Origin of the sequence: Streptomyces sp. SID13031 (assembly GCF_010548305.1) — a bacterium.
Lineage (GTDB): Bacteria > Actinomycetota > Actinomycetes > Propionibacteriales > Kribbellaceae > Kribbella.
In genome coordinates, this window is record NZ_JAAGLV010000015.1 from 209,443 (window position 1) to 223,992 (window position 14,550).

General features: G+C 67.8%; 15 protein-coding genes and 1 tRNA gene. 6 read left to right on the top strand and 10 right to left on the bottom strand.

The features are described from left to right. Nucleotides 1–14: 14 nt before the first annotated feature. The 6 genes from G3I17_RS28155 to G3I17_RS28180 all read right to left on the bottom strand — a co-directional run bounded on the left by G3I17_RS28155 (nucleotide 15) and on the right by G3I17_RS28180 (nucleotide 3,300). Nucleotides 15–710, bottom strand: a complete 696-nt coding sequence (locus G3I17_RS28155; RefSeq protein ID WP_164600623.1) for a hypothetical protein — start codon at nucleotides 708–710, stop codon at nucleotides 15–17. Next, nucleotides 703–906, bottom strand: coding sequence for a hypothetical protein (locus G3I17_RS28160; protein ID WP_164600624.1), 204 nt, complete (start codon nucleotides 904–906; stop codon nucleotides 703–705). Before G3I17_RS28160 ends, G3I17_RS28155 begins: the two co-directional genes overlap by 8 nt. 101 nt (nucleotides 907–1,007) lie before the next feature. Next, nucleotides 1,008–1,709 carry a carbohydrate-binding family 9-like protein gene (locus G3I17_RS28165; protein WP_164600625.1) on the bottom strand — a complete coding sequence of 234 codons (702 nt, stop codon included), beginning with the start codon at nucleotides 1,707–1,709 and terminating at the stop codon, nucleotides 1,008–1,010. Next, the gene (locus G3I17_RS28170; protein WP_203590845.1) at nucleotides 1,702–2,127 is read right to left on the bottom strand and encodes a hypothetical protein; all 426 of its coding nucleotides are present in this window, start codon (nucleotides 2,125–2,127) and stop codon (nucleotides 1,702–1,704) included. The genes G3I17_RS28165 and G3I17_RS28170 overlap by 8 nt, the downstream gene beginning before the upstream one ends. A 102-nt stretch (nucleotides 2,128–2,229) precedes the next feature. Further along, nucleotides 2,230–2,303 (bottom strand) — tRNA-Pro (locus tag G3I17_RS28175). A 46-nt stretch (nucleotides 2,304–2,349) separates the two neighbouring features. Then, on the bottom strand, nucleotides 2,350–3,300 hold the full coding sequence (locus G3I17_RS28180) for a metallophosphoesterase (protein WP_164600626.1): 951 nt from the start codon (nucleotides 3,298–3,300) through the stop codon (nucleotides 2,350–2,352). Nucleotides 3,301–3,326: 26 nt separating this feature from the next. Between G3I17_RS28180 and G3I17_RS28185 the strand changes: the two genes are divergently transcribed. Further along, entirely contained in the window at nucleotides 3,327–3,794 is a 468-nt protein-coding gene (locus G3I17_RS28185) for a GatB/YqeY domain-containing protein (protein WP_164600627.1), read from the top strand. Nucleotides 3,795–3,828: 34 nt separating this feature from the next. Here the strand turns inward: G3I17_RS28185 and G3I17_RS28190 are convergent, their stop codons facing one another. The 4 genes from G3I17_RS28190 to G3I17_RS28205 all read right to left on the bottom strand — a co-directional run bounded on the left by G3I17_RS28190 (nucleotide 3,829) and on the right by G3I17_RS28205 (nucleotide 10,932). Beyond that, complete coding sequence (locus G3I17_RS28190; RefSeq protein WP_164600628.1) at nucleotides 3,829–6,255, bottom strand: transglycosylase domain-containing protein; 2,427 nt, start codon at nucleotides 6,253–6,255, stop codon at nucleotides 3,829–3,831. A gap of 150 nt (nucleotides 6,256–6,405) precedes the next feature. Continuing rightward, on the bottom strand, nucleotides 6,406–8,820 hold the full coding sequence (gene lon, locus G3I17_RS28195; RefSeq protein WP_203590846.1) for an endopeptidase La: 2,415 nt from the start codon (nucleotides 8,818–8,820) through the stop codon (nucleotides 6,406–6,408). Between the two features lie 43 nt (nucleotides 8,821–8,863). Then, on the bottom strand, nucleotides 8,864–9,985 hold the full coding sequence (locus G3I17_RS28200) for an ArsA family ATPase (protein WP_164600630.1): 1,122 nt from the start codon (nucleotides 9,983–9,985) through the stop codon (nucleotides 8,864–8,866). Beyond that, the gene (locus tag G3I17_RS28205; RefSeq protein WP_164600631.1) at nucleotides 9,982–10,932 is read right to left on the bottom strand and encodes an ArsA-related P-loop ATPase; all 951 of its coding nucleotides are present in this window, start codon (nucleotides 10,930–10,932) and stop codon (nucleotides 9,982–9,984) included. The genes G3I17_RS28200 and G3I17_RS28205 overlap by 4 nt, the downstream gene beginning before the upstream one ends. Before the next feature lie 62 nt (nucleotides 10,933–10,994). On the opposite strand from G3I17_RS28205, the gene G3I17_RS40050 reads away from it, so the two are divergent. The 5 genes from G3I17_RS40050 (at nucleotide 10,995) to G3I17_RS28225 (ending at nucleotide 14,353) form a co-directional block, all read left to right on the top strand. Then, nucleotides 10,995–11,156: a DUF4177 domain-containing protein gene (locus tag G3I17_RS40050; RefSeq protein ID WP_203590847.1), complete on the top strand. Its 162-nt coding sequence runs from the start codon at nucleotides 10,995–10,997 to the stop codon at nucleotides 11,154–11,156. Continuing rightward, nucleotides 11,153–11,614: a RidA family protein gene (locus G3I17_RS28210; protein WP_164600632.1), complete on the top strand. Its 462-nt coding sequence runs from the start codon at nucleotides 11,153–11,155 to the stop codon at nucleotides 11,612–11,614. Before G3I17_RS40050 ends, G3I17_RS28210 begins: the two co-directional genes overlap by 4 nt. A gap of 13 nt (nucleotides 11,615–11,627) precedes the next feature. Further along, nucleotides 11,628–12,458, top strand: coding sequence for an NUDIX domain-containing protein (locus tag G3I17_RS28215; RefSeq protein WP_164600633.1), 831 nt, complete (start codon nucleotides 11,628–11,630; stop codon nucleotides 12,456–12,458). Beyond that, a complete protein-coding gene (locus G3I17_RS28220) occupies nucleotides 12,455–13,243 on the top strand; it encodes an MBL fold metallo-hydrolase (protein ID WP_164600634.1) in 789 nt (262 codons plus the stop codon). The genes G3I17_RS28215 and G3I17_RS28220 overlap by 4 nt, the downstream gene beginning before the upstream one ends. Nucleotides 13,244–13,414: 171 nt before the next feature. Further along, nucleotides 13,415–14,353, top strand: a complete 939-nt coding sequence (locus G3I17_RS28225; protein ID WP_164600635.1) for a type IV toxin-antitoxin system AbiEi family antitoxin domain-containing protein — start codon at nucleotides 13,415–13,417, stop codon at nucleotides 14,351–14,353. Nucleotides 14,354–14,550 lie beyond the last annotated feature (197 nt).

The following is a 14,550-nucleotide window of genomic DNA, read 5'->3' on the forward strand; positions in this document are numbered from 1 at the left end:
CCAGTCTTGGGTGATCAGTTGATCACCCGGAAGCCGCGCCGCTTGCCGAGTAGTTGCAGGCTCTTCATCCCGGGGATCCCGTCGAATGGCGGCGGTACGGTCGCCTTCTGCCACAGCGCGTAGGCCTTGCGGAAGTCCTTTCCGGCGAAGCCGTCGACGTTCATCGGATCCTTCAGGCCCTGCTTGAGCAGCGCGCGTTCGACGATGATGATGTCGTGCTCGTGCAGCCCCGAACCGGCCGGCCGGAACTGGTCCTGGACGGCCGCTTCGCGGATGTTGCTCAGGTCGACCGCGGGCAGCGTGGCAACAGCGCCCGGACGCCAGATCCGGACCCCGTTGACGTCCTCGCTCCAGCCCTTGTAGACCTTGCCCCACTGCCGGGCGATCTTCGAGATCGGCACCTTGTCGACCTTGCCCGGCCGCAGGATGTCGCTGCTGAAGCAACTCCCGTCGCCGGTGCTGATCGCGACGTGCCCGGCGTCCCCGCCGGTCCACCACAACGGCACCCCGAGCGGCGGCGTACCGGCCGTGCCGTGCTTGAACTGCGCCGCCTTGTACCCGAGGGCCGCGGTCAGGGCGGCCGGCCCGACGTTGAAACACGTCCGGACGAAGATCAAGCAGATCCCGGTCCAGTCCCTGGTCGCGTGGGCGGCCTGTGCGGCGGCGAAGTCCACCGCGGCCTTGCCCATCCGGACGGCCATCTCACTCACCCACCGTTCCGGGCTCTTCGTCGGGCCCGAGCGGTTCGTTGTCCTCGATCGGGTCCGGGAACGGCGCCGCGCTGGCCGGATCGTCCAGGTCCGGATTGTCGGCCTGCAAGCCGGGCGAATCGGCCAACGGCGGCAGCGTCGACTCGTCCAGCACCTCCGTCAGCTCGGACGTGTCCACTGGATCGGTAACACTCATGACTCCCCCTGTTGTCGCAGCGTGGGCCGTCACCAATCCGCCCCCAGCCGGCAACAGCCGTCACTGGCAGTTTGGCACCGGCCCGGCGCCGCGACCAGAGTTCATTCGAACCGAAGTACGCCCCACTGGCTGGGCTTGTGCATGTCCACCTCGTACTGCGGTGACCAGACCCAGAAGTCCTGCTCCTTGCCCGTGCGGTACTCGCCGCCGGCCACCTCGTGGTCCCACTCGACCCGCATCAGGTTCATCCGCCACTCGTCGCCGGGGGCGGGCGGGGTCTGGTTGGTGTTGTACTTCGCCAGATCCGCCCAGGGCAAGGCGATCTCGACCGTCCACCCGGTGTCGGTGTCGGCCGGGTCGTTCAGCGTGCCGTCGATGTGCAGAGCGGTGCGCAGGCCGGGCAGGTTGTCCGGGTCGACGGGGACGCCGCCCTCGGAGTACGGCTTGGGGAGGGAGAGCTCCCAGATGGTGCCGAGCGGGTTGATCTCGAACTCGTAGTAGTTCTCGCCGTCGCCGTCCGGGTCGAGGAAGATCTCGAAGTTGTTCTCCTCGTACAGCCAGGTGTTCGGCTCGGTCATGGTCGACCAGACGTGCGGCTCTTCCAGCTGGCCGCCGACGTACAGGTACTGGTCGTCGTACAGCAGCTTGGCCCTGGTCCGGAGCCTCGGTGTGGTGGCGCCGGGGCCGCTGATGTCGACGAAGTCGCCGGTCCACGGCGCCTGCTCCCAGGCGGGGTGGGTCAGCGTGCCGTCGAGGGGGAGTGGGGTGGTGCGGTGGCAGGGGTAGCGGGGGAGTTCAGGCATCGGCTCGCTCCAACCGTCCGGCGATCAGGTTTGCGATGAGGAAGGTGATGGCGGTGAGTACCGGGACGATCACCAGCGTCCAGGTGGAGAACAGGTCGCTCGACAAGAACGCGAGCACGATCAGCAGCATGAAGCCGACCCCGAGGAACGCGACCAGCTTCGGATGTGGCATCGCGAGCCGGCTCAGCGCCAGCGCGCCGAGCACGGTCGTGATCACCACGGCGAGCACCAGCAACGGGAACCCGGCCGCGCCGCAGTTGGGTGAGTCCCGCACGCGATCACAGCCCTGCTCGCTCAACCACACCAGCGCGACAGTGACGAACCCGGCCAGCAACCCGATCACAGCAAGAATCAGCACCGCCGGCAACGGCGGCGCATCGAACCGCCCCCCGCCGGCCTCCGGCTCGTCGTCACTCATTGCCGCAGGCTATCCGCTCAACCGCCATCCAGCGCGGCAGCGACCGCAGGTGGTTTGAAATGACTGAAGGCGGTGGCTCCGGGGAGCCACCGCCTTCTTCTGTCGGGCTGACAGGATTTGAACCTGCGACCTCGTCGTCCCGAACGACGCGCGCTACCAAGCTGCGCCACAGCCCGAAGTCGGCGTTAGCTTACATGCGCCTACGGCCAAGACGAAATCGGGTTATCCGGCAGCCGCGGGAGCACTCTGAAGAGCCTTCGGGACGAGCGTGATCAAGGTCGCTTCCGGGCGGCAGGCGAAGCGCACTGGAGCGTATGGCGAGGTGCCTAACCCGGCCGAGACGTGCAGCGCCGCCTGACGGCCTTCGTAGCCCCAGGTGGTCAAACCCTTCACCCGGGACGCGTCGAGGTCGCAGTTGGTCACCAGGGCGCCGTAGAAGGGCACCGCCAGCTGACCGCCGTGCGTGTGCCCGGCCAGCACCAGCGGATACCCGTCGCCCACGAACCCGTTCAGCACCCGCTGGTACGGCGCGTGCGTCACGCCGATCGACAGGTCGGCCGCCGGATCCACCTCGCCCGCGACCTCGGCGTACCGGTCGCGTCTGATGTGCGGGTCGTCGGTACCGGCGAAGTCGAGGCGCAGGCCGTTCACCTTGAGGCTGGTGCGCGCGTTGTTGAGGTCGGCCCAGCCGGCCGCGGTGAAGGACGACCGCATCTCCTCGTAGGGCAGGTCCGGGCCGTGCGGCTTGTGGCGCTGTTTGTTGGCCGGCAGCAAGTACTTCGCCGGGTTCTTGAAGTGCGGCTTCCAGTAGTCGTTCGAGCCGAAGACGAAGACGCCCGGTACGTCGAGCAGCGCGCCGTACGCGCGCAGCAGCGGTAGTACCGACTCGGGGTGGGAGATGTTGTCGCCGGTGTTCACGATCAGGTCCGGTCCGAGCCGGGCCAGGTCGTTGACCCAGCGGATCTTCTTCTCCTGGGCCGGCATCAGATGCAGGTCGGACAGGTGCAGCACCTTGATCGGCGCCGCGCCCACCGGCAGCACCGGCACGGTCACCCTGCGCAGCGTGAACCAGCGCACCTCGATAGCCGCCGCGTACGCAACGCAGGCAGCACCCACGCCGGTGACGACAGCAGCAGACTTCAGCGTCGTTGTGGCAAGCCCCCGGAAACTCATTAGTCCAGCCTGCCACAATCGTCAGCATGTCCAACTCCGAGATGAAGCAGCGCCTGCATGACGACATGACCGCCGCCCTCAAAGCGCGCGACGAGCTCCGCAAGTCGGTACTGCGGATGGCGCTCACGGCCGTGACCAAGCAGGAGGTGGCCGGCAAGGAGGCCCGCGAGCTGTCCGACCCGGAGGTCCTCGAGGTGCTCACCGCCGAGGCGAAGAAGCGCCGCGAGTCGGTCACGGCGTACCGGGACGCCGGTCGCGAGGAGCTGGCGGTCAAGGAGCAGGCCGAGGCGGACATCCTGGCCGAGTACCTGCCCGAGCAGCTCACCCTCGAGGAGATCACCGCCCTGGTCACCGAGGCGATCGCCACCACCGGCGCCGCCGACCTCGGCCCGCGCGGTATCGGCAAGGTGATGGGCGCCCTCCAGCCCAAGGTCAAGGGCAAGGCCGACGGCGGCACCGTCTCCGCCGAGGTCAAACGCCAACTCGGCGCCTAGGGGCGCACCTTTCGGTGCGCCCCCTCGGGTCGAGCTAACGAGTACCGCAGTTCGGGTACTTCGGGTTCCACGGTGGGCAAGGTATGCCGCCGCCCCCGCGCGGTTTGCCGGTGTTCGGCGGGACCGGGGGAGTCGGGATGCCCGGAGTCACTGGGGTGCTCGGGGGCTGGTTCTTGCTGCCGTTGGAGACGTAGATCGTCACCTTGGCCCCCTCGGGGGCGCCGTCCTCGGTACGCGGGTTGAGGTAGGCGACGGTGCCCTGGGTCTCTTCGGAGTTGACCTGGCCAGGGGCGATTTCGGCCTGGAAACCCATCGAGCGCAGCTTGTTGGCTGCCTCGTCGGGGTTCATGCCGTTCACGTACGGCAGGTCCTCGACGTTGCCCCGCTGGGTCTCCTTGGTCGGTGCGGTGAAGCGGGTGGTCGGAAGACCCTTCAACGCGCCCTGCATCGCCGTCTTCCACAGCGGTCCGGCGGTGCCGGATCCCGAGGCGTCGCCCATCGTCCTTCCGTCGAAGGTCTGACCGATCAGGCCTTCGTACTTCGGGTCGGCGTCGGCGACCACGGCGGCGGCGGCCATCTTGTTCGAGTAGCCCGCGAACCAGACAGCCTTTGCCTCGTTGATGGTTCCCGTCTTGCCGGCCAGATCGGTGGAGCCGAATTTCAGCGTGCCACCGGTGCCGCCTGGTTCCATCACCTGGTGCAGCACGTAGTTGACGCCGTCCGCGACCTCCGGCGTCAGCACCTGCTTGCAGCTCGGACCGGGAGTGCTGAGCGACTTCCCGTTGTAGCTCACCACCGAGGTGATCAGCAGCGGGGTGCAGTACTTGCCGCGGGCAGCGAAGGTCGCGTAGGCGTTGGCCATCATCAACGGGGTCACATACCCGACGCCCAGCGTCATCGACACCACCTGGTCGAGCGGGCTGCCGTCCTGCGCGTCGTACAGGCCCACGCTGGCGGCGACCTTGGCGATCGGGCACAGGCCGACCTGTCCCGACAGCTGCAGGAAGTAGGTGTTGGTAGAGGCGCGAGCGGCCTGGACCATCGTCAGGTTGCCGCCGGCCGGCGTCGAGTTCTTCGGGTGGTAGTCCTTCCCGGCTGTGGTGGTGCCGCTGCAGGTGGAGAACTTGGCGCCACTCAGGTCGAGCACAGGCGGGGACTCGATCTTCCAGTTGAGCGGGACGCCCTTCTGGATCGCGGCGGCGATGGTGAAGGCCTTCATCGTCGAGCCGTTCTGGAAGCCGCCGTAACCACCGTCGTAGGACTTCTCGACGTTGTAGTTGTACGACGTCTCATGCTTCTTCGGGTCGCCGCCGTACTTCCGGCTCTGCACCATCGCCTTCACCGCGCCGGTGCCCGGCTCGACCATCGTGATCGCGCCGATCGCGTCGTCGGTCGGCTTCGAGTGCTCGTCGACCGACTTCTGCGCGGCCGCCTGGGTCTTCGGGTCCAGCGAGGTCTGGATCGTGAGCCCGGCCGTCTTGATGTAGTGCTCGCGGTCCTTCTCGGTCTTGCCGAAGGCCGGGTTCTCGAGCAGCTTCGAGACCACGTACTCGCAGTAGAACGGGTACGCCGAGTTGGCGCAGCCGTTCGGCGGCTTGACGGGCTTGACGCTGAGCACCGGGGTCTTGACCGCGTTCCTGGCCTGCTTGGCGGAGATGACGTTCAGCTCGGCCATCCGGTTCAGCACGACGTCGCGACGGTCCTTGGCGGCCTTGGCGTTGTTCGTCGGGTCGTAGCCGGTGGGGTTCTTCACCAGACCGGCCAGCATCGCCGCCTGCTGCACGTTCAGCTTCGAGGCGTGCACCTGGAAGTAGTGCATGGCCGCGGCCTCGACACCGTAGGAGCCGTCGCCGAAGTTGGCCAGGTTCAGGTACTTCTCCAGGATCTCGTTCTTGGAGAACTGCTTCTCGATCGCGATCGCGTAGCGCAGCTCGGCGATCTTGCGCTCGTAGGTGTCGGCGGTCGCGTCCTTGATCGCCTGCTCGTCGCCGCTCGCGTTCGCCTTCTCGACCAGGGTCAGCTTCACGAACTGCTGGGTGATGCTCGAACCACCCTGCTGCACACCACCGCTGCTCTGGTTGCGGATCAGCGCACGGAGCGTGCCCTTCGCGTCCAGGGCGCCGTGCTCGAAGAAGCGGTCGTCCTCGATCGAGACGATCGCCTTCTGCATGATCGGGGCGATCTGGGCGAGCTTGACCGGGGTGCGGTTCTGCTCGAAGAGCTTCGCGATCTCCGTCTTGCCGTCCGCGGCGACGATCCGGCTGATCCGGGTCTCCGGGACGGTTGTCAGCTCCTGTGGCAGGTCTTGCAGGGTTTCGGCTGTTTTCTCGGTGCCGAAGCCCGCCAGACCCGCGAACGGGATCGCCAGACCGGCCGCCAAAGCGCCTGAGAGGACGCTCACTCCCAGGAACAGAACCACTGACTGGACGACGCCCCGATCGTCCTTATCCCTTACGCGCATGGACTAGAGCCTACGGGATCACAGCGCCACGCCAATTCCTCGAATGTGTTTTATGTCACGTCAACCTGAGCGTGATTCAGGGCGTCTATAGCTGGACGTGCAACAGCCGGCGAGACCCCGTGAAGGCGGGTCCCGCCGGCTGTTCTGTTCTCAGGCTGCGAACTGCCGCGCGTCCACCTGAGCCGGTTCCAGTGCCAGTTCCAGCACCTCACGGACGTCGCTCACGGGGTGAACCGTCAGCTCCGACAGCACCGATTCGGGTACATCTTCCAGATCCGGCTCGTTGCGCTTCGGGATCAGGATCGTGGTCAGTCCGGCCCGGTGGGCGGCGAGCAGCTTCTGCTTCACGCCACCGATGGGCAGTACCCGCCCGGTCAGCGACACCTCACCGGTCATCGCGACCTCGGACCGTACCGGCCGTCCCGACAGCAGCGACGCGAGCGCCGTCGTCATCGTGACGCCTGCGGACGGTCCATCCTTCGGGACCGCACCCGCCGGTACGTGGATGTGGGTGTTCCGCTCCGCGAGATCGCCGACCGGCAGCCCCAGTTCCGCACCGTGCGACCGCAGGTAGGACAACGCGATCTGCGCCGACTCCTTCATCACGTCGCCGAGTTGCCCCGTCAACGTGAGACCGGTCGGGCCGGTCTCCTTGTCCGCCAGCGACGCCTCGATGAAGAGCACGTCACCACCGGCACCCGTGACAGCCAGTCCAGTGGCCACACCCGGCAGCGCAGTGCGCTCCGCCGAGTCCGGCGTGAACTTCGGCGACCCCAGGTAGCCCTTCAGCTCCCCGGCGCCGATTGCCAGCGACCCCAGCTCCTCGCCCAAGGCGAGCTTGGCCGTCACCTTCCGCAGTACCCGCGCGATAGAACGCTCGAGCTGCCGTACGCCGGCCTCCCGGGTGTACTCGCCGGCCAGCAACCGCAGCGCTGAGTCGTCGATGGCGACCTCTTCGACCGACAGACCGGCCCGGTCCAGCTGACGCGGGAGCAGGTGGTCGCGGGCGATGGTGACCTTCTCGTCCTCGGTGTAGCCGTCCAGCTGGACGAGCTCCATCCGGTCGAGCAGCGGTGCCGGGATCGAGTCGAGCACGTTCGCCGTGGCCAGGAAGACCACGTCGGACAGGTCCAGCTCGACCTCCAGGTAGTGGTCCCGGAAGGTGTGGTTCTGCGCCGGGTCGAGGACCTCCAGCAGGGCAGCTGTCGGGTCGCCCCGGTAGTCCGCACCCACCTTGTCGATCTCGTCCAGCAGTACGACGGGGTTCATCGAACCCGCCTCGGTGATCGCCCTGACGATCCGCCCGGGCAGTGCCCCGACGTACGTCCGGCGGTGACCGCGGATCTCGGCCTCGTCCCGCACGCCGCCTAGGGCTACCCGGACGAACTTGCGGCCCATCGCACGCGCCACGGACTCGCCCAGCGAGGTCTTACCCACGCCAGGAGGACCCACTAGAGCCAGCACTGCGCCGCTGCGGCGTCCTCCGACCACACCCAGTCCGCGGTCCGCCCTGCGGCGGCGTACGGCCAGGTACTCGGTGATGCGCTCCTTGACGTCGTCCAGGCCCGCGTGGTCCGCGTCCAGGATCGCCCTGGCCTCGCGGAGGTCGTAGCCGTCCTCGGTCCGCTCGTTCCACGGAAGCTCGAGAACCGTGTCCAGCCAGGTCCGGATCCAGCCGACCTCGGGGGACTGCTCCGCCGTACGTTCCAGCTTGTCGACTTCGGCGAGCGCGGCCTTGCGGACGTGCTCGGGCAGGTCAGCGGCCTCAACGCGGGCGCGGTAGTCCTCTTCCTCGGACTCGGCCTTGCCGTCCAGCTCGGCCAGTTCCTTGCGGACCGCGGCCAACTGCTGGCGCAGCAGGAACTCCCGCTGCTGCTTCTCCATCCCCTCCTGGACGTCCTTCTGGATCGTCTCGGAGACCTCGAGCTCGGCGAGGTGGTCCTTCACCCAGCCGATCAGCTTCGTCAGCCGCTCGGAGACGTCAGCCGTCTCCAGCAGCCAGCTCTTCTGCTCGTTGGTCAGGTACGACGCGTAGCCGGCCAGGTCGGACAGTTCGCCCGGCTCGTCGACCTGCTTGACGGAGTCGATCACCTGCCACGCTCCGCGACGCTGCAGAACGGTGGTGACCAGGGCCTTGTAGTCGCGGGCGAGCTCGCCCGACTTGTCGTCGGTGGTTTCGTCCAGCACCGTCGCGCCGACCCAAAGGGCCGCACCGGGACCAGTGGTCCCCGCGCCGATCTGGACCCGGGCGACACCCCGGATGACGGCTGCCTGGGCTCCGCCCGGCAACCTGCCGATCTGCTCGATCTCGCCGAGCGTCCCGGCCTTGGCATATTTTCCGTCCAGGCGCGGCACCAGGAGTACCTGGTCCTCGCCGGAGGCCTGTGCGGCATCGATGGCGGCGCGCGCCTCGGCGTCGGCCAGCCGGACCGGCACGACCATTCCCGGCAGGACCACGACGTCGTCGAGCGGCAGTACAGGAAGATTCAACGTCTCAGTCACGCTGTCACACCCTCTGTTGAAGATTGAGTCTGACAGGCTCAACCATCGCCCCCACCTGCTCATTCCCGGGGCCTCGCGGCGTTCGCTGAGGGTGAAAAAGGTGACTTCAGGCGGTCAGCAGATCGCCGATCGTGCGCAGGCCGGCCAGGTCGTGGACGTCGTCGGGCAGCGCGGGCACGTCGACGGTGGCGATCGAGCGGTGGCCGCGGCGGAATCGCTCGGCACGTTTACGGTCGCTGACCACCTGCTGCATCCGGTCGGCGTGCAGGCGTAGTACCGCGGCTGTCAGCGGTGATTTCTCGTCGGACTCCAGCCGCTCGGCTGCTGCCAGCGCCTGCCCGGCGGACACCTCGGGCACGTGGGTGGTCGTCACCCGGTTGAGGACGACGCCGGCGAGCGGCATGTTCTCCTCGCGCAGTCGCTCGGTGAAGTACGACGCCTCGCGCAGTGCGTCGTTCTGCGGAGCGGCCACCACCAGGAACGCCGTGTGCGGCTCGCGCAGCAGCGCCACCGTCTTCTCGGCCCGCTCGCGGAACCCACCGAAGAGCGTGTCGAAGGCGGCCGCGAAGGTCTGTACGTCGGTCAGCACCTGCGCGCCGAGAACCTTGTTCATCACCGACATGGCCAGGTTCACCCCGGCCGACATGAGCCGGAGCGGACCGCGCGCGGGCGCCAGCAGGAGTCGCAGGAACCGCCCTTCGAGGAGCGAGGCCAGCCGCTCGGGGGCATCCAGGAAGTCCAGCGCCGAGCGCGAAGGAGGCGTGTCCACGATGATCAGATCCCACTCGCCGGTCCGCTCGGACTGCTTGTACAGCTGGCCGAGCTTCTCCATCGCCATGTACTCCTGCGTCCCGGCGAAGGACGAGGAAAGCGCTACGTAGAAGGGGTTCGCGAGGATCTGCTCGGCCTTCTCGGGGGTGGCGTGCGAGAGCACCACCTCGTCGAAGGTGCGCTTCATGTCCAGCATCATCGCGTCCAGCCGGCCGCCGTTCGCGTCGTCGACCTCCGCCACCGCCCGCGGCGTGTTGTCCAGCTCGGTCAGGCCGAGTGCCTGGGCCAGCCTGCGCGCCGGATCGATCGTCAGAACGACGACCTGCCGCCCGCGCTCGGCGGCCCTGAGGCCCAACGCGGCCGCCGTCGTCGTCTTGCCGACGCCACCGGATCCGCACGTCACGATGATCCGGGTGCCCGGATCATCGATCAGGGCATCGAGGTCGAGTGCCGTCATGCCCGCAACTCCTCGGCCAGGTCGAACAGGGCTCCTTGATCGATCCCGTCGGGCAGCAACGCCAGCTCCGTCACTTTCTTGCCCAGGGCATCGATTCGGTCGCGGTTCTCCCGCTCGAGCCCGACTCGAACGGCGTGGTCGTGCGCCTCGTGCGCGAGGGCGGCGGTCAATTCCTTGGTGGCGGTGATACCGGCCGCCTTGAGCCCGCGAGTCAGCTCGGCGGCGGGGAGTTTCTCCTTCACCGCAAGGGCCAGCGCGTCGTCGTCGAGGGGGCTGTGCCGGACCATGTTCACCACGATCGAACCGATCTTGAGGTCGAGCGCCTCGAGCTGCTCGACCGCGTCCAGCGTCTCCTGGACGGGCATCTCCTCCAGCAGCGTGACGAGGTGGATCCGGGTGACGTCCGAGCGCAGCATGCCCATGATCGCGTCCGCCTGGTTGCGGATCGGGCCGACCTTGGCGAGCCCGGCGACCTCGTGGTTCACGTTGAGGAACCGGCCGACCCGTCCGGTCGGCGGCGCATCCAGTACTACGGCGTCGTACGCGAGTCGCCCGTGGGCCTTGCGCCTGGTCGCCTCGTAGACCTTGCCGGTGAGCAGGACGTCCCGCAGGCCCGGCGCGATCGTGGTGACGAAGTCGACGGCGCCGATCTTGTCCAGCGCCTTCCCGGCGCGGCCGAGGTGGTAGTACATGTCGAGGTACTCCAGCAGGGCCGCCTCGGCGTCCACCGCGAGCGCGTAGACCTCGCCCCCGGCCGGTCCGACGGCGATCCGGCGTTCGACGTACGGGAGCGGCGGTACGTCGAAGAGCTGGGCGAGCCCCTGGCGGCCCTCGACCTCGACGAGCAGGATCCGCTTGCCCTGCTCGGCGAGCGCGAGCGCCATGGCGGCAGCCACCGTCGTCTTACCGGTCCCGCCCTTGCCGGTGACCACATGCAGCCTCGCCATGATCCCCAGACTAGGTCGTGGGCCACAGCACTCCGGGGAGCAGGCCCGTTAGAGTCCACCTCATGAAGAAGTTCGAGTACTCCACCGTGCCGCTCCTTGTCCACGCGACAAAGGAGATCCTCGACAGCTGGGGCCAGGACGGCTGGGAGCTGGTCCAGGTCGTCCCGGGCCTGAACCCGGAGAACCTGGTCGCCTACCTGAAGCGGGAGATCACCCAGTCATGAGCCACCCGGAGGAGAAGCTGGCCGAGCTCGGTCTGAAGCTGCCCGAGGTCGCCAAGCCGGTCGCTGCCTACGTACCGGCCGTGCGGACCGGCAACCTCGTCTACACGTCCGGCCAGCTGCCGCTGCGCGAGGGCGCCCTGATCGCCACCGGCAAGGTTGGCGGCGACGTCAGCGCCGAGGTGGCCGCCGAGTGCGCCCAGCAGTGCGCGCTGAACGCGCTGGCCGCGGTCAAGGCGGAGATCGGCGACCTGGCGAACATCAAGCGGATCGTCAAGGCCGTCGCGTTCATCGCCTCCACCCCCGACTTCACCGGCCAACCGCAGGTCGCCAACGGGGCCTCCGAGCTCTTCGGCCAGGTCTTCGGCGAGATCGGCCAGCACGCCCGCTCCGCCGTCGGCGTACCGGTTCTCCCGCTGGACGCCCCGGTAGAGGTAGAGCTCATCGTCGAGGTCGGCTGACGGTCGGTCTCCGATGGTCCGGGATCTGAAGTCGCAGCTCATGTCCGGCCGGATGGCGGCTGAGGCGCTCTCGTTCCTACGAGAGCGCCGTACGCCGGTCGAGTCGCGCCCAGCGTCGACCGTGATCCTGCTGCGCGACACCGCGGCCGGGCCCGAGGTCTACCTGCTCCGGCGGCAGCAGTCGATGGCGTTCGCGGCTGGGATGACTGTCTTCCCCGGTGGACGAGTTGATGCGACCGACTCGTCCATTGCCGACTCGTGGTCCGGGCCGTCGCCGGAGTGGTTCGGAGAGCGGCTCGGGTGCTCGGCCGAGACGGCTGCGGCGTACGTGGCGGCCGCAGTACGGGAGACCTTCGAGGAGTCCGGGGTTCTGCTGGCTGGGCCTGATGCCGAGTCGGTGGTCAGCGACACCAGCGGTGACGACTGGGAGGCCGACCGGGTCGCGCTGGAGTCGCGGGAGCTCGGGTTCGCTTCGTTTCTGCACGGCCGAGGCCTGGTACTACGCGCTGACCTGCTCGGCGCGTGGGCGCACTGGATCACCCCCGAGTTCGAGCCCCGTCGCTACGACACCCGCTTCTTCGTGGCAGCGCTCCCGGTCGGCCAGGTCACCCGCGATGTGACCAGCGAATCCGACCAGGTCGCGTGGATGTCCCCTGCCGATGCGGTCCGCGCGGTGGAGGCCGGCGACACCCTCATGCTGCCGCCCACTTACCTGTGCTGCCGGGACATGATCCCGTACGACACTGTCGCCGACGCACTGGCCGCGGCGGCCGACCGCGAGATCCGCCCGATCCAGCCGACCGTGCGGGTGGAGAACGACCAGGCCTACCTGGAGATGACATGACAGCCGAGCAGGTCACCGACTACGCGTCGCGGGTGCTCGCGGCGAACCCCGGCCCGATGACGCTCGAGGGCACCAATACGTGGATCCTCCGCGCGCCTGACGCCGACACTGCCGTCGTGGTCGACCCAGGACCGATGCTGGAGCCACACCTGCGCGCAGTGCTCGACGCAGTCGCGGAGTACGGGTGCCGTGTCTCGACAGTGCTGCTGACACACGGGCACTTCGACCACTCGGAGGGTGCTGCGTGGTTCGCCTCGCAGGCCAACTGCCCGGTGCGTTCGGTCGACCCGGCCTTCCGGATCCCGACCGACCACGCCCACGGGCTCTCCGAGGGGGACGTGATCACCTCGGGCGAGCTGCGGATCGAAGTACTGCCGACCCCCGGCCACACGATGGACTCGGTCTGCTTCTGGCTCCCACAGGACGGCTCACTCCTGACCGGCGACACCGTCCTCGGCCGCGGCACCTCGGTAGTCGCCCACCCCGACGGCGCCCTCGGCCCCTACCTGGACTCACTCGAAAGCCTCCGAGCCTTCGCCAACTCCCCAGCCGGCGTCCAGCGCCTCCTACCCGGCCACGGCCCAGTCATCGACAACCCCGGCGCCGCACTCACCTACTACCTCAAACACCGCAAGGACCGCCTAGACCAGGTCCGTACCGCGCTAGCCGACGGCCACACCACTCCCCAGGCAATCGTCGAACACGTCTACGCCGACGTAAACCCCACCCTCTGGCCAGCCGCCAAACGCTCAGTCCAAGCCCAACTCGCCTACCTCAACACCTAGCCCACCCCGCCTGTCTCGCGTCCTCTCGGGGGTTAACCCCTCAGAGTGTGGGTTGCCTGTCGAGAATCTCGGGGGGCAACCCACACTCTGCGGGGTTAACCCCTCGGAAGGTTATCCACAGGGCGCGGAGGACGGGCTGCGGCGGGGGTGGGGAGCGGCGATCCTGGAGTGGTGAATCCCTTGCTGAAGTTGGTTGCGGTCAAGCAGGGCGGCGTGTTCAGTCGCAGTCAGGCTTTCAGTTGCGGCTATACCCATCAGCAGTTGCGCGAACGTCTTGCCGCCGGCCGTTGGGAGAAGGTCCGCTACGGGCAGTACGCCGAACGGGCTGAACTGAGTCACCTGGCCCCCTGGGATCGGGAGACGTGGCTGCATCGCCGGCTGGCCTTCGCAGTAGCGAACTCGAACGCTCCGGGAGCAATAGCCCTCAGCCACCAAACAGCTCTCGTCCTTCACCGGGTACCGCTGTGGGGAGTCGATTTGGCCGAAGTACAGGTCAGTCGCCTGGACGGACGTCGTGGTGGGCCAGTCGCTGGGGTGCGTCATCACCGGGGCCGGTACGAGATCACGGACCTGACGCAGGTCGACGGTCTGACAGTGACAACAGTGTCGCGGGCGCTCGTCGAAACAGCCTGTACGACGTCATTCGAGGCCGCCGTGGTGAGCGCGGATGCCGTCCTACGGGATCATCCGATCGAGCCTGAGGCACTGCTGACGCCGGCCAGGATCGAGTTCTGGCCGGGAAGCACCACGGCCAAGGCGGCTCTCGCGTTCGCCGACAAGTCGTCAGAGTCCGTCGGGGAGTCGAGATTGCGGGTTCTGCTGCACAATCAAGGGCTTCCGGCGCCCCTGCTTCAGGTGGAATTCGATGACGCCGAGGGTTTCATCGGCCGTGTTGACTTCTTTTTCCCGGAGCAGGGCACCATCGTCGAATTCGACGGTCTGGTGAAGTACGCGGGGGGATCTGCGGAGATCCTCGTCCGCGAGAAGCGTCGCGAGGACCGTCTCCGGGCACTCGGGCTCGAGGTCGTCCGGATCGTCTGGGCTGATCTCAACCGGCCGGCCGAAGTCGCCGCCCGCATCCGGCGTGCCTTCGCCCGGCGTGCCGCGTGAGGGGTGGACCCCTGAGTCGGTGGGTTGCCCCCCGAGAATCCGGCGGTGCAACCCACACTCTGAGGGGTTAACCCCAAGGCCGGTTAGTTAGGGGAGTTGGTGTGGTGTCAAGGGCGTGTTGAACGTGGAGCAGCGGAGCTCCTTAGGTAGACAGGTTTGTCCTCGCGAGACAACCAGCTACCAGAAGAGGCTCCGCT